19 protein-coding genes are annotated in these 22,387 nt (G+C 67.4%); 3 read left to right on the top strand and 16 right to left on the bottom strand.

The window, feature by feature from the left end; all coding sequences use genetic code 11:
- Position 1 precedes the first annotated feature (1 nt).
- On the top strand, positions 2-1,012 hold the full coding sequence (locus QT386_RS05765) for a flavin reductase family protein (protein ID WP_289272792.1): 1,011 nt from the start codon (positions 2-4) through the stop codon (positions 1,010-1,012).
- Positions 1,013-1,073: 61 nt separating this feature from the next.
- On the opposite strand, the gene QT386_RS05760 is transcribed toward QT386_RS05765, so the two are convergent.
- Both QT386_RS05760 and QT386_RS05755 read right to left on the bottom strand, forming a co-directional pair.
- The gene (locus QT386_RS05760; protein WP_289272791.1) at positions 1,074-1,937 is read right to left on the bottom strand and encodes an SDR family NAD(P)-dependent oxidoreductase; all 864 of its coding nucleotides are present in this window, start codon (positions 1,935-1,937) and stop codon (positions 1,074-1,076) included.
- Positions 1,938-2,045: 108 nt separating this feature from the next.
- On the bottom strand, positions 2,046-3,419 hold the full coding sequence (locus QT386_RS05755) for a DUF1329 domain-containing protein (protein WP_289272790.1): 1,374 nt from the start codon (positions 3,417-3,419) through the stop codon (positions 2,046-2,048).
- Between the two features lie 247 nt (positions 3,420-3,666).
- Here QT386_RS05755 and QT386_RS05750 point away from each other — a divergent pair, with 247 nt between their 5' ends.
- The gene (locus tag QT386_RS05750; protein ID WP_289272789.1) at positions 3,667-4,587 is read left to right on the top strand and encodes a pirin family protein; all 921 of its coding nucleotides are present in this window, start codon (positions 3,667-3,669) and stop codon (positions 4,585-4,587) included.
- Positions 4,588-4,831: 244 nt separating this feature from the next.
- On the opposite strand, the gene QT386_RS05745 is transcribed toward QT386_RS05750, so the two are convergent.
- From QT386_RS05745 to QT386_RS05690, 12 genes are all read right to left on the bottom strand, one after another.
- Positions 4,832-6,211: an amidohydrolase family protein gene (locus QT386_RS05745; protein WP_289272788.1), complete on the bottom strand. Its 1,380-nt coding sequence runs from the start codon at positions 6,209-6,211 to the stop codon at positions 4,832-4,834.
- On the bottom strand, positions 6,205-7,542 hold the full coding sequence (locus QT386_RS05740) for a CoA transferase (protein WP_289272787.1): 1,338 nt from the start codon (positions 7,540-7,542) through the stop codon (positions 6,205-6,207). The genes QT386_RS05745 and QT386_RS05740 overlap by 7 nt, the downstream gene beginning before the upstream one ends.
- 67 nt (positions 7,543-7,609) lie before the next feature.
- Positions 7,610-8,065: an SRPBCC domain-containing protein gene (locus QT386_RS05735; protein WP_289272786.1), complete on the bottom strand. Its 456-nt coding sequence runs from the start codon at positions 8,063-8,065 to the stop codon at positions 7,610-7,612.
- 9 nt (positions 8,066-8,074) lie between these two features.
- Positions 8,075-9,565, bottom strand: a complete 1,491-nt coding sequence (locus QT386_RS05730) for a class I adenylate-forming enzyme family protein (protein WP_289272785.1) — start codon at positions 9,563-9,565, stop codon at positions 8,075-8,077.
- Between the two features lie 112 nt (positions 9,566-9,677).
- Positions 9,678-9,995 (bottom strand): hypothetical protein, encoded by a 318-nt coding sequence (locus QT386_RS05725; protein ID WP_289272784.1) that lies wholly within the window; start codon positions 9,993-9,995, stop codon positions 9,678-9,680.
- A 161-nt stretch (positions 9,996-10,156) separates the two neighbouring features.
- Complete coding sequence (locus QT386_RS05720; protein ID WP_289272783.1) at positions 10,157-11,161, bottom strand: alpha/beta hydrolase; 1,005 nt, start codon at positions 11,159-11,161, stop codon at positions 10,157-10,159.
- Positions 11,162-11,351: 190 nt separating this feature from the next.
- On the bottom strand, positions 11,352-12,518 hold the full coding sequence (locus QT386_RS05715) for a lipid-transfer protein (RefSeq protein WP_289272782.1): 1,167 nt from the start codon (positions 12,516-12,518) through the stop codon (positions 11,352-11,354).
- A 10-nt stretch (positions 12,519-12,528) separates the two neighbouring features.
- Entirely contained in the window at positions 12,529-12,969 is a 441-nt protein-coding gene (locus QT386_RS05710; RefSeq protein ID WP_289272781.1) for a Zn-ribbon domain-containing OB-fold protein, read from the bottom strand.
- A 182-nt stretch (positions 12,970-13,151) separates the two neighbouring features.
- Positions 13,152-13,805, bottom strand: a complete 654-nt coding sequence (locus QT386_RS05705) for a TetR/AcrR family transcriptional regulator (RefSeq protein ID WP_289272780.1) — start codon at positions 13,803-13,805, stop codon at positions 13,152-13,154.
- Positions 13,787-15,472, bottom strand: coding sequence for an FAD-dependent oxidoreductase (locus QT386_RS05700; RefSeq protein ID WP_289272779.1), 1,686 nt, complete (start codon positions 15,470-15,472; stop codon positions 13,787-13,789). The genes QT386_RS05705 and QT386_RS05700 overlap by 19 nt, the downstream gene beginning before the upstream one ends.
- A 5-nt stretch (positions 15,473-15,477) precedes the next feature.
- Positions 15,478-17,397: a pyrroloquinoline quinone-dependent dehydrogenase gene (locus tag QT386_RS05695; protein WP_289272778.1), complete on the bottom strand. Its 1,920-nt coding sequence runs from the start codon at positions 17,395-17,397 to the stop codon at positions 15,478-15,480.
- Positions 17,398-17,403: 6 nt separating this feature from the next.
- On the bottom strand, positions 17,404-19,341 hold the full coding sequence (locus QT386_RS05690; RefSeq protein WP_289272777.1) for a DUF1302 domain-containing protein: 1,938 nt from the start codon (positions 19,339-19,341) through the stop codon (positions 17,404-17,406).
- A 197-nt stretch (positions 19,342-19,538) separates the two neighbouring features.
- Between QT386_RS05690 and QT386_RS05685 the strand changes: the two genes are divergently transcribed.
- Entirely contained in the window at positions 19,539-20,306 is a 768-nt protein-coding gene (locus QT386_RS05685; RefSeq protein ID WP_289272776.1) for an SDR family NAD(P)-dependent oxidoreductase, read from the top strand.
- Between the two features lie 577 nt (positions 20,307-20,883).
- On the opposite strand, the gene cysC is transcribed toward QT386_RS05685, so the two are convergent.
- Together cysC and QT386_RS05675 are read right to left on the bottom strand one after the other, a co-directional pair.
- Positions 20,884-21,504, bottom strand: a complete 621-nt coding sequence (cysC, locus tag QT386_RS05680) for an adenylyl-sulfate kinase (protein WP_289272775.1) — start codon at positions 21,502-21,504, stop codon at positions 20,884-20,886.
- A gap of 9 nt (positions 21,505-21,513) precedes the next feature.
- The gene (locus tag QT386_RS05675) at positions 21,514-22,257 is read right to left on the bottom strand and encodes a TetR/AcrR family transcriptional regulator (protein ID WP_289272774.1); all 744 of its coding nucleotides are present in this window, start codon (positions 22,255-22,257) and stop codon (positions 21,514-21,516) included.
- Between the last annotated feature and the right edge of the window lie 130 nt (positions 22,258-22,387).

The following is a 22,387-nucleotide window of genomic DNA, read 5'->3' as shown; positions in this document are numbered from 1 at the left end:
AATGAGCCAGACCGCAGCCCCCCTGGATCCGCAGGAGTTCCGCAAGGCACTCGGCACCTTCGCCACCGGCGTGACCGTCATCACCACCCGCGCGCCGGACGGCACGCAGGTGGGGCTGACGGCCAACAGCTTCAATTCGGTCTCGCTCAATCCCCCGCTGGTGCTGTGGAGCCTGGCAAACAACTCGCTGAGCCTGGAGGCCTTCCAGAAGGCTGGGAACTGGGCGGTGCATGTGCTGGCCGCCGACCAGGAATCCGTCTCGGCGCGCTTCGCCAAGCGCGGCATCGACAAGTTCGCCGGCATTGATATCGAGCAAGGCCTGGGCGGCGTGCCGCTGCTGCGTGGTTGCAATGCGCGCTTCCAGTGCCGCACGGCTTTCCAGTACGAGGGTGGCGACCACGTCATCTTCGTCGGCGAGGTGCTCGCTTTCGATCGTGCCGAGAATGCCCCGCTGGTGTTCCACAGTGGTCGTTATGCGCACGCGGCCCACAAGGGCAGCAGCGAGCCGCGCAACCCGGCCCTCGCCGGCAGCTTCAACGAGGACTTCCTCGGCTACCTGCTGGGCCGTAGCCATTTCCAGTTCTTCAGCCAGATCCGCAAGGCCCTGGCCGAGGAGAGCCTGAGCGACGAGGAGTTCTACCTGCTCTCGACGCTGACCCTGAAACGCATCATGAACGCCGACGAGCTCGACACCGGCATGTCCAGCGTGCTGGGCGAGCACAGCGACGCCGCTGCCGGTGCTCTGATCCGCCGCGGACTGGCGCGCTCGGTGGGCGGCACCACCGATGCCGAAGGCCCGGCGTTCCAGCTGACCAACGAGGGCAGCGCGCTGGCCCTGCGCCTGATCTCCGCGGCCAAGGCGGTGGAATCGCAGCTGCTGGAGCGCCTGGCACCCGGCGAGGCGGCAATGCTCAAGACCCTGCTGCACCGGCTGCTGGGGGCCATCGACCCCGGCTCGGGCCTGCTTTGGCAAACCCCGGACGCCAAGACCGCCGTCCCGACCGGCGCCTGAACGGCACGTAGCAAAAGGCCCCGGCCTCCTCGCGGAAGCCGGGGCTTTCTTTGGGAGTCTCTCAGGCCTTCAGCGTCGGGATCTTGAAGGTCATGCGCATCAGCGACTCGAGCTGGCTGTCGGAGAACAGCCGGCGCATCACGCCCATGGGCTTCACGTCCTTGCCCAGCAGCTCCATCGGCTTCCACTTCTTCTTCGCCAGGATCTCCAGCGTGCCTTCCAGGGCCTGCTCCGGGGTGCTGCCGGTCTTCTCCAGCATGTCGGGCAACACCTGGCACATGACGCCCTTCAGCGGCTCATAGACCCTCTGGATGTCGGCCGGCTGCTCGCCCCAGGTCTTGAGGGTGTTGGCATGGGAGTTGGCGGACATGGCGGTCAGCACGCCGCCAGGGATGATGGAGGTGACCTGGATGCCCAGCGGTGCCAGCTCATGGCGCAGCGTCAGCGTCATGCCGTGGATGGCGTGCTTGGTCATGTTGTAGGCACCGGCGCCGACCGGGTTGGCGATGATGGCACCCGAGCTGTAGTTGGCGATGCGCGAGCCCGGCGCATTGCGGCGCAGCAGTGGCAGGAAGGCCTGGATCACGCGCAGCTGTCCGAACATGTTGATGTTGAACAGCCGCTCCACGGCGGCAAGATCAGCCCCCTCGACTACGCCGACGCCGACGTTGGCCACGCCGGCCACGTTCATCAGCAGGTCGAGGCCCTGACCGTTCAGGGCCTGGGTGACGATCTCGGCGCTGGCGCGCACGGATTCGGTCTTGGACACGTCCTGGTCGACCACGACGATGTTGCCGCCGGTCTTCAGGTCGGTGGGTGCGCCGGGCAGCACGCCGGCAAAGACCTTCCAGCCCTGCCCGGCGAGCGCCTTGGTGATCAGGTTGGCCTGGCCGATGTTGGCGCCGGTGATGAATGCGGTTTTCATGACTTCGTCCAGGAATCGGGAATCGGGAATCGTTCAGGCAAAAGAAATGGGGAACCGGAACCGCTTTCACGATTCCCGATTCCCCATTCCCCATTCCCGTCTTTTACATCAATGTCCGCCGCGAGCCGCAGCTTCCGGCGTGAACATGGCCGGGGTCAGGGGCACGTTGATGCGCCACCAGTCCTTGCCGCGCTCGTTGGTCAGGTAGCCGGCCTCATAGGCCCCGGAGGTCAGGTCGTGGTAGATCGACGCGCCGCGGTGCCAGGTGGCGGATTCCTGCGAGTAGAAGTAGTTCACGAAGGCGACGCGCCACAGCTGGCCACGGCCGTCCTGGTTGTCGGCCCACAGGGCGATCCAGGAGTCTTCATCCGCGTACAGGGTACGCTTGGAGTAGATGTGGCGCATGCCGGACTTCAGCGAGCCCTCGACCACCCAGACGCGGCGCAGCTCGTAGCGCACATAGTCGGGGTTGACGGTGTTCGGCTTGATGATGTCCTTGTACTTCAGGGCCGGGTCGTTGATCTTGAAGTTGTGGTACGGGACGTACACTTCCTTCTTGCCGACCAGCTTCCAGGTGTAGCGCTCCGGCGAGCCGTTGAAGACGTAGTCGTCGTCGACGGTACGCAGGCCGGCGGGCGGAACCGGGTAGTCGCAGCAGACTTCCGGCGCCTGGCGCACGCGGCGGATGCCGGGCTGGTACTGCCAGGACTGCGTGGCGTCGTTGCTGAAGTTGTTCGGCTGGTAGCCGACAGCGACGAAGCCCTTGTCACGCTCCGGCAGCAGGTAGCCGGTGTAGAAGTAGGCGTTGATCTTGTCGGTGTAGGAACCACGCTTGGCCGGGTTGTTGCCCGGGTTCAGGGTCATGAACTTGTTGCGGCCCCAGGCGACGCTGCCGTTGGCGTAGACGTCAGCGATGTCGCAGACCGCCTGCTCGGTGTAGGCGCGGTGCGGGTTGATGATGTTCCAGACCGCCTCCGAGCCGTTCTGCGGGAACGGGAACGGGATGGCGCCGCTGATGCCGGTGGTGCCCAGGCCGTCGTTGACCACTTCGGCAGTGACGGCATTCTTCTTGGTGGTGTCGCAAACCCAGGGCTTGTGGCCGAAATCGCGGTGGGTCGGGTACACGTTCATCTTGTAGGACTGCGGGTACTTCTTGAACAGCGCCTTCTGGCCCTCGGTCAGCTTGTCCGCGTACTTGGTGTAGTTCTGCGCCGTGATCGAGAAGACCGGCTTCTCGTCCTTGTACGGGCCCGGCTCATAGCCGAAAGGCTTGGTCTGGCCCGGCCAGGTGCCGACCCACTTGCCGCTGTACTCGGGAATGGTGCCGTCCTTGTTGCCCGCCCTCTCGGCACCCATGCAGGTGAACTTCGGGCCATCGAGCTCGGCGGCCTTCTCGGCCGAGACCTTGGCGGAAACACTCTGGCTCGCCATGCCGGCCACAGAGGCCAGCAGGAACGACGCCAGTACGGGTTTGAATTTCATCCAATATCCTCCAGATAACGCGGGGAACGTCTGCGTCCCCTTCGAGTTCGTGTCAGCCCGGTACAGCCACCAGAATCATAGTTCGTAGCGTTGCGCCATGTTATTGAACACCCCTTTTCGTGCCTCGTCCGAACCGACTACTCCCGCACTGCAACATGAGTCGGGAATAGCCACCTGGCATGGGACTGTCATGCTGGCGCATCGTTCCCGCTTGCATCCCCGGCGCGGCTGGGCGAGCCTGCCGCCCATGAGCCTGATCCTCCCTGACGACCATGGTGGTCCGCTGACGCAGCGGATCGAAGCCTCCACCGCCACCCTGGGCGAGGGCATGCGCATCGCCCGCGCCCTGCCCACGCGCCAGCGCCGACTGGTCGGCGCCTGGTGCTTCCTGGACCACTTCGGCCCTGCCGACGTATCGACCGGCAAGGGCATGCGGGTGGGACCGCACCCGCATATCGGCCTGCAGACCGTGACCTGGTTGCTGGAGGGCGAGATCCTGCATCGCGACAGCCTCGGCAGCCTATGCCCGATCAAGCCGGGCCAGCTGAACCTGATGACCGCCGGCCGCGGCATCTGCCACTCCGAGGAATCGCCGGTGCCCCGCCCTGGCGGCATGCACGGCGCGCAATTCTGGATCGCCCTGCCGGAGTCACGCCGCCACGGCGAGCCCGCCTTCGCGCATCACCCGCAGCTGCCACAGGCCCGCCACGACGGCTTCCTGGTGAGCGTGCTGGCCGGCACTGCGCTGGGCGAGCGCTCTCCCGCCGAAATCCACACGCCACTGGTGGGCATGGAGCTGCGCGCCGCCGCCGACGCGCAGACGCAGTTCCCGATGGACCCGAATTTCGAATATGCCGCGCTGGTGCTGCAGGGCAGCGTGACGGTGCGCGACGAAGTGCTGGCGCCCGGCACCCTGCTCTATCTCGGCCAGGGCTGCGATGCCCTGCCGCTGCGCTGCGATGCGCCAGCCGTGATGCTGCTGATCGGCGGCGAGCCGATGCAGGAAGCACCGCTGATGTGGTGGAACTTCGTGGCGCGCACCAAGGATGAGCTGACGCAAGCCTGCCGCGACTGGAATGCCGAGGCGGAATACTTCGGCAAGGTGACGGGATATGACGGAGCGAGGCTGGTGGCGCCGTTGCCGCCGTGGGCGATGCCCAGCGCTTAGGCAATGCCTGAATGGCATCGCCTGCTGGGCATCGCGGGCGGCCATGGAATGCTTGGCCTCGCTGAGGCATGACTCGATGTCATGCCAAAGCAAGCCGAACATGCCCGGGGGGCTATTCAGGTAGCTGCTGTCCCACCATGGATGGCGCCACCTCTTTAAAGCTCTCAGCGTTGCCGGCCACGTGCCTCGATACGCACGCTCGCTGCGCTCATGAGGCTACTCGGCATGAACGGTTCGGCTTATCTCATCCGGAGATCAGCCTCCCCTCTCTCCACGCCGCCAGAACCTCGATCTCCGCCAGCGCATTGCGCGCCGCGCCCCAAGGCTCTGTCAGCAAGCACAGGTCCGCCACCGCTCCCACCTCCAGCTTCGGTACCTCACACCCCGGCGCCTCCAGCGGTGAGGTGAACAGCGCCAGCGCCTGTTCCGGCGTCAGCGATTCCATGCCTGCCACCGACTGCCCCGACGCCGTGCGCCGCCGCACCGCGGCATCCATCGCGGCCCAGGGGTCGGCATCGCCATAGGGCGCGTCGGAACTGCCCGCGAGCCGGATACCGCGATCCAGGAAGCCACGCAGGCGGTAAAGCCAGGGGCGATCGAAGTCCTCGACGTCGCGTAGATAGGCGTCACCGCGTATCGCGATGAATCCCGGCTGCGTTACCACGATGAGGCCGAGCTCGCCAACCTGCTCCAGGAATTCCGGCGGGCAGACCGAGGCGTGCTCGATGCGATCGCCGCCACGAACGCCAGCCTCCTGCAGCGCCGCCAGGGCAAAGGCGAGATCCACACGGCTCACGCAATGGAACGCCACTCCGCGGTTCGCAGCATGTGCGGCACGGATGTCGGCGCAGAGCTCGTCAAAGTCCGGCAACTCGTGATCGTGCAGGTGGAACTTGCGCTCGCCGCGCTGCAGGCCGGGCGTGCTGGAGACGGCATCGAGTGCCGCACTGCCCATCACGCGCAGCGACTGCAGTAGTTCGCCACGCTGCTGCGCCCCGGCGAACACCGACCAGGCGGCGGTGTCGTTGTCATGGCTGGTGTCGCAGAGCCCGGTGACGCCGCGGCTGGCGAGCCAGCGGCTGACCTCGCCCAGCGCAGGACGACGTCCACCGATGCGCGTGCGCAGCCAGGCATCCGCGTCGTACAGACGCCCCGTGGCGCGTCCACCACGGCGCTCCAGGGGATCGTCGGCAGATTGCTCCACCAGGGCGAGTGCCGCCGAGTTCAGTAGCCAGAGGCGGCCGCTGCGATGCTGCAGGCGTAGCGGCCGCTCCGGCACGGTGGCGTCCAACCAATGGCGATCGATATCGCCGGCCACCGACTCGTGGTAGCCGATGCCTCGCAGCCACTGGCCCGGCGGTAGCTTGCGGTCGGCGTAGCGCAGCGCCTGCGCCAGTGCGTCGGCATCGGCGGGTGGACCGCAGTCCACCGAGGCACGGGCGGCCGCCAGGGCGTGCAGGTGCAGGTGGTGATCCTTGAGGCCAGGCAGCAGGGCGCCACCTGCCGCGTCGAGCACGTCCTCCCCCGGCAGGACAGGCAAGCCTTCGGCAATCTCGACGATGCGGTTCTCGCGCAGGCGCAGGTCCACGCGCAGGCCGCCCAGTTCGGCACGGCGGATCAGCATGCGGCCCACTCCGCGATCACCTCGGCGGTGTGTGTGCCCAGCGCGGGCGCCGTTCCGCGGGCACTGCGGGCCTGCGGCAGGCGGGCGCTGCCATCGGCCATGGCCAGTCCGGTCCAATGGCGCTGGCGTGCGCGCAGGGCTTCGTCGCCGCCCGGCAGGTCGAACTGCAGGCAGTGGCGCACCACGTCGCGCAATGCCAGCGACACCAGCATGCCGCCGCCCGCCTGCCAGCCTGCCCAGGCGGCCAGCGCGGCATGCAGGCCGGTCAGGGGATCGGCGATGGCGTCGCCGACGATCAGGGCCTGCCCGGTGGCGCGGTACAGCGTGTCGCTGAGCCCCGCGGCCACCGCGGCGTCGTCGCCGTAGGCGATCCACTGCTCCTGCGGCGCGCCGCGGCCGTAGCCGCTGAGACTGATCCACGTCAGGCGATGCTCGCGCGCGAGGGCCTCGGCGTCGAAGCCCATCTGCCGCAGCGCACGCGGACGCGAGGCTTCGATGACGATGTCGGCGGCGGCGATGAGGCCGCGCAGCTGCGCCCTGCCCTCGTCGCCGCGCAGGTCCAGCGCCACACTGCGCTTACCGGCGTTCATCAGGTCGAAGAAGGCCGGCGGGCCGTTGCGTGCGCCATCGGGACGCTGGGTGCTTTCCAGCTTCACTACGTCGGCTCCAAGCCGCTGCAGCAGGTGTCCGCAGAGCGGGCCGGCCCACAACGAGGACAGATCGAGAATTCGAGGCGGGCGGCTGCGGGCCATAGGGGCTGCTGCGGTGAGGCCGCGCTGCCAGGGCACCGTGTCCGTCATGGGCTGTGCATCGGCCAGCGCCAGCCCCAGCAACCGTCCCTGCTCGATCAATGCCTCTAGGAGGCGCTCGCGGACGGCCGCTGCCACGCCCTCCCAGCCGGGCGAGAGTTCCGTCTCCAGCCAGGCCGGCAGCAGGTCCCAGTCGTCGTCCCGTGCAAGGTTGAGCGCGAGCCAGCCGTCCGCCGCCCGCAGCAGGCGGCAGGCGCCGCCGGGGGAAACATCCCCTCCCCGCCGGTGCCCGGCGATGGCCGCGCGCTCGGCCAGCAGCGCCGCGGCGTCGATGCCGTCCAGGGCGCCCGCGGGACCCAGCGCGGCCAGGGCCGCCAGCGCGCCGTCGGCGCAGGCCGCCAGCGGCGCAGGAAACATCAGGGGGGTGTCGGGCGTGCCGGTCAGGGCCATCAGGCCGCAGCGCGACCAGCGCAGGGCGGGATGCTCCATCGGCAGCGCCAGCGATGCCTCGGCCTGCCGGCCTAGTGAGGCCAGCAGGTGTTCGGCATAGGCCTGTGCAATGGGGTCTTCGCGCTCTGACATAGGCGCGCAGTACAGCAGACGCGGCGCGACGGCGCTACGGCGCTACGGCGCTACGCGCGCGGTCGGCTCAGGCGGCCTTGCGCTGCCTGGCCAGGTCCTCGGCGCGCTTCTGCAGGGCGGCGGTCATGCCGGCGAAGCCGGCCTGCAGCTTGCTGCCCAGCAGGCCCACCACGACCGGGTGCAGCCAGCCCTTGAGGTGGAAGTAGGAGTGGTAACGCGTGCGGCCGGGGCCGATGGCCTCGACGTCGTGCGAGCGTCGGCTCGACAGCGTGTTCAGCGGGACCGCCTTCATCTGGTAGGCGAAGCGCTTGCCGGGGATGAACTCGGTGACCCACTCGCGCTGGGCCTGCGGCTTGGCCATCAGCTTGACCTGCATGTCGATGGCATCGCCCGGCTTGAACGAGGTCTGCATCTGGACCTGGAAGGGATTCCATTCCGGGTAGCGCGCGATGTCGGTGATCACTTCCCACACCACGTCGGCGGGCGCGGCGATCTCGACGGTCTTCTCGATCACGAAAGGCATGTGGCGTCCTCAGACGAATTCCTGGCGGATGATGCGGCGCAGGACCTTGCCCAACTCGTTGTAGGGCAATGCGTCCTTGAACACGATGGCCTGCGGCACGCGCGAGGAGCGCAGCTTGCCCTTCACGAGTTCCTGCAACTCGGCGACCGAGGCGCTGGCGCCGGACTTGAGCACGACCGCGGCGGCCACGCCCTCGCCCCACTGTTCGTCGGGCATGGCAACGACGGCGACGTCGGCCACGGCCGGGTGGCCGAGCAGCACGTCCTCGATCTCGCCCGGTGAGATGTTCTCGCCGCCGCGCACGATGACGTCATCCGCACGGCCGTCGAGGAACAGGTAGCCCTCGGCGTCGAGATAGCCACGGTCCTTGGTAGGGAACCAGCCGTCGGCGTCCAGTTGGCTACCCAGCGACAGGTATTCACCCGAGACCTGCGGGCCGCGCACGAACACCAAGCCGGCTTCCTCGGCACCCAGCACCTTGCCGGACTCGTCACGGATCTCGATCTCGACCGCGCCAGGCTTGCCCACCGAGGCCAGGCGGCGCTGCACGGCGGGATCGCTGCTGGCGGCGGCGGCGCGGTGGTCGTCCGGGCCCAGCACGGCGATGGTGGAGCTGGTCTCGGTCAGGCCGTAGGCGTTGGTGAAATCCACCGTGGGGAACAGCTGCATCGCCTTGGCGATGGTGGACAGCGGCATCTTGCCGCCGCCGTAGGCCAGTGCGCGCAGGGCCGGGAGCTGCGGCTGCGAGCCGGCTTCGACGAGGTGGTCGACGATGCGCTGAAGCATCGTGGGCACCAGGAAGGCATTGCTGACGCTGTTCTCGCGGCAGGCTTCGAGCCAGGCGGCGGCCTCGAAGTTCTCCATCTGCACCATGCGGCGGCAGGCATAGGTGGAGCTGAGCACCGCGGAGATGCCGGCGATGTGGTACGGCGGCACGGTGACGATGATGGCGTCATCCTCTTCCGCCGCGGCGAACTCCACGGTGCCGACGATGTAGGACATCAGGTTCTCGTGGCGCAGGATCGCGGCCTTGGGCTCGCCGGTGGTGCCGCTGGTGAACAGCTGCACGGCGATGGCGCGCGGGTCCTCCTCAGGCTGCGGCAGCTCGTCGCCGCCCTCCGGCAGGCTCAGGAAATCGGCGCGGTCGATCACCTGGATGTCGGCGCGCTGCTCGAGCTTGCCGCTGAAATCGGCGCTGGTGACCAGCACCGCCGGCGCGACACGCGCCAGCAGCTTGTTGATCTCGACCTGGGTCAGGCGGTAGTTGAGCGGCACATAGGGGATGCCGGCATAGGCAGCGCCGAACAGGGCGACCGGAGCGGCCGGGCTGTTCACGTCCAGCAGGGCGACGTAGGCGGCGCCGCTGGCCTTGAAGCGGCGCGCGGCCCGGTAGGCGGCCTCGCGCAGCTCCGCGTAGGTGTAGCGCTGGCCGCCGGAGACGACGCCGATGCGGTCGCCGAAGGCTTCGGCGGCCATGTCGAGAATGGTGGAGATATTCATGGGAAGCCGGGAATCGGGAATGGGGAATGGGGAATCGTTAAAGACGGGTCATCAGGAATCTGAACCTGTGGCTTCTACGATTCCCGATGCCCCATTCCCGATTCCCGTCTTTTCAGTCCGACGACGGCAGTTGCTTGGCCTGCTTGATCTCCAGCGCGACGCCGTCGAGCGACAGCGTGCCCTTGCCGCCCTTGGTGCAGAGCAGTTCCAGGGACTCGTCGGCGTTGACGTAGCGCTTGCCGATCAGGGTCTCGCCGGACAGGGCCGGGTCCAGGGTGCCGCCGGCCGCCGCCGGGGCGGTGGCGCCCACCATGTCGGCGCCGCCGCAGCGCAGTTCGAACTCACCGGCCGGGGCCTTGACCACCATCACCTGGGTGTCGCAGACCGTGCTCTTGAAGCGAGCGCCTGCCTTGAGTGCCGTCTTTGCCATCTTTGTCTCCAGCGTCAATCAGTTATAAGCGAATAATAGGGCCACCGCGCGAGGGGCGGCCCGATGGCTGAACTTTAGTCCAGCAGCGGGGAGAGTACCCCGTCCACTTGAGTGAGTCCGGCTTACCTCCCTGCCCGACCCTGGCGGAGCGGGCGGCAGGCTCAGCCAGCGCGCTCGGCCTGGATCTCGACCACGGCGCGGATCCACAGGGACAGGCGCTCGAACAGGCCGTCCCGCGAGGCAAACAGGAAGTGGCTGTGGCCGGCTTCCTTGAGGATGTGCAGAGTCACGTCGCGCGATTTGTGGAAGGCCGCGGGAATCTGGTGGGTGGGGCCCGCCATGTCACGCTCGCCCAGGCCCAGGAAGATCGGCACCTCGATCTGCGCCGCCTCGGGGGCCACGTTGCCGGGCAGCATCGACATGAAGGCCGGCACCGGCAGCAGCGGGCCGCGGGCCGCCTTGATCGCCTCCACTGCTCGCGGGTCGGCGTTGTTGCCGGAATAGATCGAGTTGGAGCCCGCGTTGGCGCGGATCACCGGGTAGGACTCCACGAACATCTTCCTGGCCAGCCGCGGCAACTGCGCGCGCACCGCCACGGGGTCCGCCGCCAACTCGCGGGCCTCGGGGGGCAGGTACTCCGGCAGACCGCGGGTGGAGAAGCCCAGCAGCACGATGCCGGCATGCTGCCGGGCCTGGGCCTGCTGCAGCACGGTCATCATGGCCCCCATGGAATGCCCCACGCCCAGGCTCAGCAGGTGCGGCAGGCGCGGGATGCCCGGCACCAGGCTGCCCTCGCGCAGGCGCTGCAGCACCACGTCGGTGGCCTGGCTGTTGGCGCGGGCCAGCAGGTCCGCAGTCAGCAGGTAGCCGTCCTCGGGGCGGTCACTGTCGCCCATGCCCAGGTGGTCCATGGTGACGACGATGAAGCCGCGCGCGCTCATCTGCCGCGCGAAGCTGAAGCTGCTGTCGCCGTCAGAGGGCATCAGGTCGTAGTAGCGGCGATTCATGCCGCCGCCCGGCAGGCAGACCAGCACCACCGGCGGCGAGCGCAGGCTGCGGAAGTCCGGGGTGTGGACGTCTACGGCGATGCGCGCGGACGGCAGCTCGGGCAATTCGATGCCGGACTCGACGCGCAGCGTGGCGCCGTACTCGGAGTGGGAGAGCATGTTCATGGCTTCGAGGGATCAGGTTGCGGATAGCGTACGGCGCAGGCGCGCAAGGCCATACGGACCGGCAGCGGTGAGCGCACGGTTGCGCTCACCGCCTGCAGCCGTCCTTCCTGGACCTCCCCCGAGGCGGCCAGTTGGATACGACGCATCGCACTGCTCCCTGCGGGCTCCCGCCCGCCCCCAAAGACTAGTCGGCGCTGAGGACCGCTCCCGCCATGCCGGAGGACACCAGCACGTTGGTAACGCTCTTCACCTGGTTGACCGAGGTGCCGCGGATCTGGCGCACACCCTCGGCCATGCTGTTCATGCCGTGAATATATGCCTCACCCAGCAGGCCGCCATGGGTGTTCGTCGGCAGGATGCCGTCGATGGCCAACGCGCCGGACTTGACGAAGTCCTTGCCCTCGCCTGCCTTGCAGAAGCCGAAGCCTTCGAGCTGCAGCAGCACATGCGGGGTGAAGGCGTCGTAGATCATCGCCGCCTGCATGTCCTTGGGACCCAGGCCCACCATGTCCCACAGGCGCCCGGCTACGCCTTGCGCCTCGGGCATCACGGTGAGGTCCTCGTGGTAGTAGTTGGAGATCACTTCCACGTTGTAGGGGATCGACTGCGTAGCGCCCAGGATGCGCACCGGCTTCTGCTTGAGATCGCGCGCGCGCTCCAGGCTGGTGACCAGGATCGCCTGCCCGCCATCGCTCTCCTGGCAGCAGTCGAGCATGCGCAGCAGCGGCTCCATGATCCACTTGGAGTTCTGGTGATCTTCCAGCGTGATCGGCTTGTTGTAGAACCAGGCCTTGGGGTTGGTGGCGGCGTACTTACGCTGCTGCACCGAAATCAGGCCGAGGTCGCGGTTGGTGACGCCATACTTGTGCATGTAGCGCTGGGCCTGCAGCGCGCCCCAGCTGGCCGGGGTCATGGCGCCGAAGGGCACGCACCACAGCAGCGAGCCGGTGCCGTTGCCGGACTGGTAGCTGGTGGTGTTGGTCGGGTTCTGGCCGAAACGGTACTGGCTGCGCTCGTTCATGGCGCGCCAGATCAACACGTTGTTGCAGACGCCCGCATTGATCATGGCCATGGCCTGGAAGATCGTGCCGGCCGCGGCGGCGCCACCGCCCGGGATACGGGTGGTGTAGGCCAGGTTCTTCACGCCGAGACAGCGCGCGAGCATCACCTCGTCGCTGTTGTCGATGGTGAAGGTGATCATGCCGTCGATGTCGTGCGGGCTGATGCCGGCGTCGTCGCAGGCGGCCTTGGCGCACTCGGCGGCTAGCTGCAGCTCGCTGCGGCCGGATTCCTTGGAAAACTCGGTGGCGCCGATGCCGGCGATGGCGGCTTCGGTGAATTTGCGGGCCATGGGGTCTTCCTTACTTCTTGATGGGCCGGAACACCGGCACCTTGTGGTTGTTCATCGTGGGTTCGAAGGTGACCTCGACCGGCATGTCCTGCACCACCTCGTCATAGCCCACGCCGACGACGTTGGAGACGAAGCGGATGCCCTCCTCCAGTTCGATCACGGCAATGATCGGGGCTTCCTTGAAGCCGAACGGAGGCGGATGGCGGGCAATGGCCCAGGAATGCACCGTGCCCTTGCCGGACAGTGGCACCTCCTCGGTCTTGACGCTGAAGCACTTGGGGCACATCGGCCGCGGCGGGAAACGGAACTCGCCGCAGTCGCCGCACTTCTGCCCGAGGAACAGCTCCTTGTCGGCGCCCTCCCAGAAAAACTTGGCGTCGAGCGTTACGATGGGCGGAATGCGGGTGGGCTTGGGTGCGGCCGGGGCCGCAGGTTGTTCTGGCGTGCTCATGGATCCCCTCAGGTTTGCATGGACCTTACAGGGGGTAAAGCGGGAGGGGCCTGCTCCGAATGGATCAGGAAATGGGGGTTTCCCACAGCCCGCCCGATGCAGGAGCGGCCGTTGGCCGCGATCCTTTCCGTTCCGGGCAAGGCCCTTCACGGCCAACGGCCGCTCCTACCTTCGAAAAAGCCTCAGGGCTCCCGCAGCATCGCCAGCACGGTCTGCTGGATGCGGCCCAGATAGCGCGGGGTGTTGCGCACCTTCTGCTCGAACACACGCTCGATCGTCAGCCCGGTCAGGAAGCAGTGGGCAAAGGTCAGGATCTCTCGGGCGCGGGCGTCGTCCAGCTTCACGTCGGCGAAGATCTCGCGCAACGACACCAGCGGGTCGCGGCTGAAGCGGTCTTCCCAGTTGGGCGGGGCCTCCTCGTGGAAGCCGCGGGTGGCGAGCAGGATCTCCAGCATCGCGAGATAAGCGTCATCCTGGTAATGCGCCCACATGGTCTCCAGGAAGCTCTCCACGCGCTGCGGCAGCGGGCCTACCCGCAGGGCGGGTTCGGCCATGCGCTGGGCGAAGCGCTCATGAGCCAGGTTCATGACCGCGTCGAGAATCTCGTCCTTGTTGCCGAAGTGATGCTGCGCCGCGCCCCAGGTGATACCGGCGCGCTCGGCGATGCGGCTGGAGGAGGCATGCGAATAGCCGCCCTCCTTGATCAGCGAGATCACCGCGGAAATGATCTTCTCGCGGGTGCGCTGGGTCTTCAGCGCCTGCTTGCCGAGCGGCGCGGCCGATCCTTCCGGCGGGGCTTTCCGGCGCTTGCTGCCGGCTACTGCGTCACTGCACATGCGTGTTCTGCGGCCAGGAATCCGAAGGTCATGGCCGGCCCCAGGGTGGCACCGGCACCGGGGTAGTATCGCCCAGTCACCGAGGCGGCGCAGTTGCCGATGGCGTACAGGCCCCGCAGCGGGGCGCCATTGCCATCCAGCACCCGTCCGTGCTCATCGGTGGCCAGGCCGCCCTTGGTGCCGATGTCGCCCGGGTGGATCTCCATGCCGTAGAACGGCCCCTCGGCCACCGGCGCGAGGCAGGGGTTGGGCTGGATGCGCACGTCGCCGTAGAGCAGGTCGTAGGGGTTCTCGCCGCGCTGGTAGTCGCCGTCCTTGCCGGCGGCGGCAAAACCGTTGAAGCGCGCCACGGCCGCCTGGAGGCCCGCGGCATCCACGCCCAACTGTCCGGCCAGCTCCGCCAGCGTGGCGCCGCGCTTGAGCAGGCGCTCCTGGCGCGGCTGCAGCCAGTTCAGGTGCATACCACCCGGCAACAGCGGGCCGTAGGGGTATTCGCGCTTGTAGCGGGCATCGAAGACGATGTACGCCGGCAGGTTGCCGGGGCCGTACATGGCCTGCACCGCCGTGGTGTAGGCCACCGACTCGTTGAAGAAGCGCTGGCCGGCGCGGTTGACCACGATCGCGCCCGGCATGGAGCGCTCGGTGAACAGCATGCGCGCGCGGTCTTCCTCCGGCAGGCGGATCGTGGGCCCCCACCAGGCCTCGTCCATCAGCGCGGTGGCGGCGCCGAGCTTCTGCGCGGCCTGCAGCATGTCGCCGGTGTTGTTGGGATTGGCCGCGGACCATTGCGTGCGGCTGGGTGCAGGCAGGTAGCGCTCGCGCAGCGCCTGGTTGTGCTCGAAGCCGCCGCTGCCCAGGATCACCGCCTTGGCTGCCATGACCCGCAGCAGCCGCCCCTCGCGACGCACGGTGGCGCCGGCCACCCCGCCCTGCCCATCGGGCAGCAGGTCCACTGCCGGTGAGGAGAGCCAGATCGGCACGCCGGCATCGAGCAGCGAATGGCGCAGGCGCGCGATCAGCGCGTTACCCATGGTCAGGCGGCGCGAACGCCGCGAGAACAGGCGCCAGGGCAGGTCCAGGAAATACTTCACCGCCAGCTGCAGCAGCAGCCTGAACCAGCCGGGCGACTTCGACAGCAGGATCGCGCCTTCGGTATTGGTGTAACCCATCATGCCCATCACGCGGGTCTGGCGATGCGGCTCGTGCAGGCCGGCGAAGTCATCGCCGAGCTGTCTTGCGTCGTAGGGCAGCGGGTCGATGGAACGCCCGCCGGGCTTGGCGCCGGCCAGGTGCTGATAGTAGTCCGCGTAGTAGGACATGGCCTGGAACTCCACGCGGCTGTGGTCCACCAGCCAGCGCAGCATGCGGCGACCGTTGGCTACGTAAGAGCGCACATTGGCCTCCGGCACGTCATCACCGGTCAGTGTGCGCAGATAGCCCAGGGCCTCGTCCTCGCTATCGGGGATGTTGCAGCCGGGCATCAGATGGTTGGCGGGAATCCACAGGCCACCACCCGAGGTGGCGGAGGTGCCACCATAGTGGCTGCCCTTCTCCACCATCAGCACGCGCGCACCGGCCTTGGCGGCGCGCAGCGCGGCAGTCATGGCGCCGGCGCCGGTGCCCACCACCAGCACGTCGGTTTCGTGATCCCAGTTCTGCGGTTCCATAAGCGCTATTGCAGGGTGAAGGCGACGATCGCGTCGCCGGTCTTGGTGCCCAGCGCCCCGTGCCCACCGGCACCGATCACCAGATATTGCCTGCCGCCGGCCCGGTAGGTCATCGGCGTGGCATGCGCGGCAAAGGGCAGTTCGTGGCGCCAGAGTTCATTGCCGCTGTCCATGTCGAAGGCGCGCAGGTACTGGTCCATGGCGGCGGCGATGAAGGCCACGCCGCCGGCGGTCTGCAGGGAACCACCGGAATTGGGCGTGCCCACCTCCCAGCGATCACCGAAGGGCGCCATGCCGTGCAGGTTGCCCAGGGGGCGATCCCAGAGCTTGTCGCCGCTGTCCAGGTCGATGGCCACCAGCCGGCCCCAGGGCGGCGCGATGCAGGGCGTCTTCAGCGGCGACAGGAAGGGCGCGCGCACGGTGACGTAGGGCGTGCCCTCCTGCGGATGCATGCCGACCAGGTCGGTGGCGCCGGTGGTGCCGTGGTAGTCCTTGCGCGGCACGGCCTGGATCCTGAACGGCGCGGCCTGCAGGTTGACCAGCAGGCGGTTGCGCACCGGGTCCAGCGACACCGAGCCCCAGTTGATGCCGCCGCCCAGGCCCGGGTACTGCAGCGAGCCCTTCAGCGACGGCGGCGTGAACACGCCCTGGTAGTCCAGCGCATCGAAGGCTGCCTGGCACTTGCCCTTGTCCCAGAACGTCAGGCCCCACATGTCGTCTCGCGTGAGTTTCAGCGGGTGCAGCGGCGCGGGCCGGGTCGGGAACGGCTGCGTCGACGAGGTCTTCTCCCCCGGCAGCGTCGACTGCGGAACCTTGCGCTCCTCCACCGGGAGCAGCGGCTCGCCCGTGAGCCGGTTCAGCACGAAGACGAAGCCGAGCTTGGTCGCCGCCACCAGGGCCGGCACCGGCTTGCCGCCGATGCGCGCGGTGAACAACACCGGCTGGGCCGCGACGTCGTAGTCCCAGATGTCGTGATGCACCGTCTGGAAGCGCCAGCGCAGCGCGCCGGTATCGGCATCCAGGGCGACGATGGACGACGCAAAGTAATCCAGGCCATGGCGCTCGGCTCCGCCGTAGTGGTCCGGCGCCGCGTTACCGGTGGGTGCGAAGACCAAGCCATGCTCGACGTCGGCCGACATCATCGCCCAGACGTTGGGCGTGCCGGGGGTCAGCGTGGCGCCCTGCTTCACCTGCTCCGCCGTGACGGCCTTCATGCCAGGGGGCACCGGGTCCCAGACCCACTTCAGTTCGCCCGTGCGCGCATTGAAGGCGCGCAGGGCGCCGCTGGGCGCAGTGATGCGCTGGCCGTCCTTGACGAAGGCACCAGTGACGACGCGGTCACGGATCACCTGAGGCGGCGAGGTCATGTAGTACTCAGCCACCCCGACCTTGCCCAGGCCCTGCAGCAGGTTGACCTCGCCCTTGTAGCCAAAGTCCTCGCAGCGCCGGCCCGTACGCGCGTCCACCGCGATCAGGCGCGCATCGACCGTGCCGGTGTAGATGCGCTCTGCACAGGCGGCGCCGGGTTTCCGCTGCGCGTCACGCCACCAGGCCACGCCGCGGCAGGTCGGCGCATAGACGCCGTCAAGCTTCACCTTGGGGTCGAAGCGCCATTTCTGGCGCCCGCTGGCGGCATCCAGCGCGATAACGCGGTTGTAGGGCGTGCAGAAGTACAGCGTGCCATCCACCAGCAGGGGCGTGGCCTGGAAGGCGGTGGCGCCGTGCTGCTCGTTCCCCTGCGAGAAGTCGCCGTGATGGAAGGTCCAGGCCGGCTTCAGCTTCTGCACATTGTCCTTGCGGATATCCGCCAGTGGCGACCAGCGCTGGCCACCGGCATCGCCGCCGACGTAGGACCACTGGCTGGGCGGGTCCGCCGCGAGCGCGGACAGGGGCAGCAGGAACAGCAGGACAGCGCGGAAATTCATCGAGGTTCAGAAACTGTACTTGGCGGAGACGCCGACGAAATCACGGTCGGCATAAGGGTTCTTGGCAAAGTGCGGAGTGCCGAAATAACCGGCCCAGGTGACACCCAGCGTGAACTGCTGCAGGTAGGTCATGTTGACGCCGACGCTGAGGCGCTTGTCCTGGATGCCGGCCAGGGGACCGAAGGCGGCCGTCAGCGAGGACTGGCCCTCCAGCATGCGCGCGGCATAGACCGGCACGGTGAGGTCCCAGCCGCGCAGCACGTTCTTGCGATCGAAGATGAACAGCAGCGAGATGGCCGAGGAGTCGGTCGAGTTGTGCAGCTTGGTATTGCACTCGTAGGGATTGCAGACCGGATCGACCTCCTGCACATGCACGTAGCCGGTTTCACCCACCACCGACAGCGTGTCCCACAGCGGCAGCCCACCCAGGTTCTGAGGCCCGAAGGAGTAGATCGCCGACAGCAGGCCCTGGATGATCTTGGCGCGCGTCGGCGAAGGCACCGGGCCGAGCAGGCCACTACTGAGGTCCACCAGGACGTCGGCACCGTCACGATAGATCACCTCGCCGGCCACGTTGGCGCCGAACAGCGCCGTGGAGAAGCTCAGCGCCGTCATGTGGATGCCGTCGAAATAGTTAGGCTGGTAGGTCACCGGCACCTGCAGGCCCAGGTAGCCGGTAGCCAGCAGCGGCGTGCCGTTGGGCAGCACCAGCAGCGGCGCGGAGCCGTAGGTCTGCACCGGTGCCGGCGTGGTGCTGTGGTAGCGCAGGTGGTACAGGCCCACACCGGTGTTCGGCGTCAGTTGGTATTTCACGCCGACGCCGTACTGGCCATGGTCGCTGGGCTTCTTCTCGCCGTTGTACAGCACATTGATGTACTTGGGCTGACCCGGCATCGGGATGCTGGCCACCGGCAGCGGCAGGTCCGGCAGGAAGGGGTCCAGCGCCGCCAGGGTGTTGCTGAGGAAGGTCAGCGCCTGGTTCGGCGGCAGGCCGGCGAAGTCGGCGACCAGTTGCAGGTACTCGCCCAAGTCGCTCGATAGCAGGTTCACATCGCCCAGGTTCGGCAGGTACAGCGGGTTCTCCAGGCCGTAGGTGAACTGTGCGCCCGGCCCCACAACGTCGGCCACCGAGAAGTACTCGCCCACCGGGTTCAACTCGGTGGACTTGTACTCCAGCTTGTACTGGCCCAGCAGGGTCAGCTCCGGCGTCAGCGCCAGTTGCATCGACACCTGGTTGACCGGCAGCAGGATGCTCTTGACGTCCGCCCCCGGCACGTTGGCCTTGGTGGCATCGGCCGGCGACTGCGCCAGCGCGATGCCGGAGAAGAACAGGCTTTCGCCCCAGGCCGCGATGTGGCGCCCCACACGCAGGTTCAGCGCCGCCTCGTCGCCCAGGTACCAGGTGCCGTAGACATAAGCATCCAGCAGCCGCGCACGCGCGCCGTCGTAGTACTCCGCCGCGTCGGTGAAGCGGTTCACCGGGCCCTGGTGCGGATAGTTGATGTTGCCCGTGGTCTGGCTCAGCGTGGCCGACTGCCGGTTGTCGTTACGGCGGCGGTAGACGTCGTCGTAGAACGCGTCGGCGCGGACCCGGATGCCGTAGTCCTCGTGTGTCAGCCCGATCTCGCCCAGCACGCTGAGACGGTTGTTGAACAGGGCTCCCTTGTCGAAGTTGCGATCGCCATCGTCGTAGTTCGCGGACTCGGGAATCTTCAGCGTCTCGGGCACCGGAATGTCCGGCGACCCCGGCGCATTGATGATGCGGTCATCGGCATCGTGCAGGCGCATCGCCGCCGCATAGCCCAGCTGCATCTGCCAATCACCATCGAGCCCGACCAGCTCGAACTCCCCTGCCTTTGCGGGGCTGCTGGCGAGTACCGGTACCAGGACACAGGCGGCCAGCAGGCCGCGGGACGCAAACGGCCATGGGTTGCGACGGAACATGGGTTCTCCTCCGCTGATCGTTCTAGTGTTTGCAGCCCGCCCAGCTTAGGAAGCCCCCCGGATAGCCTCCTCCCTCAAACTGCGTACTGTTTTTTGCTGCACTGCGATGCCCCGCAGTTCATCCCAAAGGGTGAGGATTCCCCGGGGCCGCGCCCGAATACTGCGCCCCACTCCCCCTCTTTCATTCAAGGATGGCCATGCAGAACAACGATTTCCCCAAGGGCGCGACGCTGGTGTTCGGCGGGAGCGGCGGCATCGGCCAGGGCGTGGCCACCACCTTTGCCGCCTCCGGCTCCGACGTGGCGGTGGTCTACCGCGCGAAGAAGGAAGTCGCCGAGCGCGTGGCGGGCGAGATCGGGGCCATGGGCCGCAAGTGCAGCATCCACGCTGCCGACGTGACCGACCCCAAGCAGATCGAGGCCGCCGTGGCCGCCGCGATCAAGGAGCACGGCCGCATCCACACCGTGGTCTGGGCCGCCGGCCCGGTCGTGGAGCAGGTCCACCTGGCCGACACGTCGCTGGAGCTGTGGCAGAAGTCGATCAACATCGAAGCCCACGGCTTCTTCAACGCCTTCAAGGCCACCGTGGAGCACCTGCGCACCAGTGGCGGCGGCTCCTACGTTCACTTGGGCTCTGCCGGCCACGCCTGGTGGCCCGCCAAGGACGGCCTCTCGGTGGCCCCGAAAGCGGCCAACGAGGCGCTGATCACCGGCATCGCCAAGGAGGAAGGCAAGAACAATATCCGCGCCAACTCGGTGCTGGTGGGCGTGATCGAAGCCGGCATGTTCCTGGAACTGCTCAAGCGCGGCGTGTTCGACCAGAAGTGGATCGACGAAACCCAGAAGCTGCTGTGCCTCAAGCGCTGGGGCAAGCCCGAGGACATCGGCCGCGCCGCCGTGTACCTGGCCACCGCCAGCTACGTGACGGGGCAGAAGATCAATGTGTCGGGCGGGTTTGGGATCTGAGCTGCGCGCTGCATGAACAAGGCCGCCTTCGGGCGGCCTTGTTGTCTTCGACTTACCTAACCGAACCGTTCATGCCGAGTGCCGCGTAGCGGTGTATCGAGGCACGACCTGCAGCTTGCCGGTGGTGCCGGCGACTACGCCGGTCAGGAGAGGTGGTTCTTTGGAGGTTTATTTCGCCTAAGGGCGAGGTACTTTTCTTTGTTGTACGACAAAGAAAAGTACCCAAAAGAAAACGTACCCTGCCATCCGCGGCCCCGCTGAAGCGGGGCAACCTGCCTGGTGGACGAGTGCGACGGGTCGGGCCCACAGGCCATCCATGGCCTGAGGCCCCTCGGCCGGACATCCTGTCCGGCTCGACCCTGCACTCGGCCCCCAGGCAGGCGCTACTGGAAGGGAACCCGGTACATCAAAAGCATTCGCTCGCGCTCATCAAGAATTCCGCAGAGACAAGGGCGGGACCAGAAGTAGGCGCCTCCAGGCGAAGTGAAGCGCATCCCGCTTTCTGCAACTACCGTGCGATCAGAGCGGAAACAAAAAAGCCCCGCAGTCACGGGGCTTTCTCTTCAACGCATTCAGCTTACTTGGCCGGGATGATGCCCCGCTTCTCCAGTTCCTTCAGCAGCACCTCGACTTCCTGCTCCAGCGTCAGCTGGTCGGTGCGCAGGTGGATCTCCGCGTTCTCCGGCGCTTCATAGGGATCGTCAATGCCCGTGAAATTCTTGATCTCGCCGGCACGGGCCTTCTTGTACAGGCCCTTGGGGTCGCGCTTCTCCGCCTCGTCCAGCGGCACGTCGACGAAGACCTCGATGAATGGCAGGCTGTCCTTCTCGTGGGTCTCGCGGGCCAGCTGGCGGTCGGCGCGGTAGGGGCTGATGAAGCTCGACAGCGCGATCACGCCCACGTCCACGAACAGCTTGGCCACCTCGCCCACGCGGCGGATGTTCTCGGTGCGGTCGGCCGCCGAGAAGCCCAGGTTCTTGTTGATGCCCAGGCGGATGTTGTCGCCGTCCAGGCGGTAGCACAGCGCGCCGCGCGCGGTCAGCGCGTTCTCCAGCGCCACGGCCACCGTGCTCTTGCCGCTGCCGGACAGGCCGGTGAACCACAGGGTGGCACCCTTGTGACCCAGCAGCTTGTTGCGGTCTTCGCGGGAAACCTGGCCGTGGTGCCAGTGGACGTTGGTCGCTTTCTGTTCAGTCATGTTTCGCTTTCACTTGAGGTGGGACCCCGGCAGGGCGGCGCTGGCGGCGGCCAGGCGCTCCGCGGTCGCTGGGGATACGGGGGCCGAGAAGAGCGCGATTATGCAGTCTTCCAGGTTGCGGATGAATAGCTCGGTGTCGATCTGGGGGCTGGGCAGGTCGGCCTGCTCCAGCATGCGGGAGTGGTCGGCCAGACCGTCGAACAGCAGCACCGTGGCCAGCATGGCGCGCTGGCGCATCAGCGGCGGCGCCAGGTGCGGGGTGGCATCCCGCAGGGCGGAGGTCAGGCGCTCCACCGGGGCGATCTTCAGGGCCGAGGCGTGCAGCTGGTGCACGTCCAGGGTCAGCATGGCCACCAGCTGGGCCTGGAAGCGGATGAAGTGATGCCCGCCATCGGTGTCGAACAGCTTCTCCGCCACCGGGTAGACGAAGGCCCGTACCACCTGCGGCAGGCCCACCGCCCCCTGCCCCTCGAACTCGTCCAGCAACTGGTTGCGCCGCGCCGAGACGCCATGGATGTGCTTGTCCAGGATCGCCTGCAGCAGGCCCTGCTTGCTGCCGAAATGGTAGTGGGTGGCGTTCTTGTTGCGCTGCCCGGCGGCCTTGTTGATGTCGCTCAGCGACACCCCCTCGATGCCGCGCTCGGCGAACAGGCGCTCCGCGATCGCCACCAGCTTGGCGCGGGTGGCGATGCTCTGCGGGGTGCGCGCCGCCTGGGGGCGGACGCGCAGGGCGGTGGCCGAGGCGGATTTCATGATCTAAGGATATGGCCTTAATCCAGGCCGGGAGCATGTTAAGGCTAATCGCACCTCGATCCTCCTCCACCCGGACGAGGATTGGAGCCCGTGCGGACGCCTAGATTAAGGGACTTTCCTTATCCATCAA

The organism is Solimonas sp. SE-A11 (assembly GCF_030345715.1).
Classification (GTDB): domain Bacteria; phylum Pseudomonadota; class Gammaproteobacteria; order Nevskiales; family Nevskiaceae; genus Solimonas_A.
This window is presented reverse-complemented; position numbering and strand designations above follow the sequence as displayed.

Excerpts from the sequence above, each read along its gene's own strand:
- QT386_RS05765 (WP_289272792.1), top strand. The coding sequence starts at position 2 with ATGAGCCAGACCGCAGCCCCCCTGGATCCGCAGGAGTTCCGCAAGGCA.
- QT386_RS05760 (WP_289272791.1), bottom strand. The coding sequence starts at position 1,937 with ATGAAAACCGCATTCATCACCGGCGCCAACATCGGCCAGGCCAACCTG.
- QT386_RS05755 (WP_289272790.1), bottom strand. The coding sequence starts at position 3,419 with ATGAAATTCAAACCCGTACTGGCGTCGTTCCTGCTGGCCTCTGTGGCC.
- QT386_RS05750 (WP_289272789.1), top strand. The coding sequence starts at position 3,667 with ATGAGCCTGATCCTCCCTGACGACCATGGTGGTCCGCTGACGCAGCGG.
- QT386_RS05745 (WP_289272788.1), bottom strand. The coding sequence starts at position 6,211 with ATGCTGATCCGCCGTGCCGAACTGGGCGGCCTGCGCGTGGACCTGCGC.
- QT386_RS05740 (WP_289272787.1), bottom strand. The coding sequence starts at position 7,542 with ATGTCAGAGCGCGAAGACCCCATTGCACAGGCCTATGCCGAACACCTG.
- QT386_RS05735 (WP_289272786.1), bottom strand. The coding sequence starts at position 8,065 with ATGCCTTTCGTGATCGAGAAGACCGTCGAGATCGCCGCGCCCGCCGAC.
- QT386_RS05730 (WP_289272785.1), bottom strand. The coding sequence starts at position 9,565 with ATGAATATCTCCACCATTCTCGACATGGCCGCCGAAGCCTTCGGCGAC.
- QT386_RS05725 (WP_289272784.1), bottom strand. The coding sequence starts at position 9,995 with ATGGCAAAGACGGCACTCAAGGCAGGCGCTCGCTTCAAGAGCACGGTC.
- QT386_RS05720 (WP_289272783.1), bottom strand. The coding sequence starts at position 11,161 with ATGCTCTCCCACTCCGAGTACGGCGCCACGCTGCGCGTCGAGTCCGGC.
- QT386_RS05715 (WP_289272782.1), bottom strand. The coding sequence starts at position 12,518 with ATGGCCCGCAAATTCACCGAAGCCGCCATCGCCGGCATCGGCGCCACC.
- QT386_RS05710 (WP_289272781.1), bottom strand. The coding sequence starts at position 12,969 with ATGAGCACGCCAGAACAACCTGCGGCCCCGGCCGCACCCAAGCCCACC.
- QT386_RS05705 (WP_289272780.1), bottom strand. The coding sequence starts at position 13,805 with ATGTGCAGTGACGCAGTAGCCGGCAGCAAGCGCCGGAAAGCCCCGCCG.
- QT386_RS05700 (WP_289272779.1), bottom strand. The coding sequence starts at position 15,472 with ATGGAACCGCAGAACTGGGATCACGAAACCGACGTGCTGGTGGTGGGC.
- QT386_RS05695 (WP_289272778.1), bottom strand. The coding sequence starts at position 17,397 with ATGAATTTCCGCGCTGTCCTGCTGTTCCTGCTGCCCCTGTCCGCGCTC.
- QT386_RS05690 (WP_289272777.1), bottom strand. The coding sequence starts at position 19,341 with ATGTTCCGTCGCAACCCATGGCCGTTTGCGTCCCGCGGCCTGCTGGCC.
- QT386_RS05685 (WP_289272776.1), top strand. The coding sequence starts at position 19,539 with ATGCAGAACAACGATTTCCCCAAGGGCGCGACGCTGGTGTTCGGCGGG.
- cysC (WP_289272775.1), bottom strand. The coding sequence starts at position 21,504 with ATGACTGAACAGAAAGCGACCAACGTCCACTGGCACCACGGCCAGGTT.
- QT386_RS05675 (WP_289272774.1), bottom strand. The coding sequence starts at position 22,257 with ATGAAATCCGCCTCGGCCACCGCCCTGCGCGTCCGCCCCCAGGCGGCG.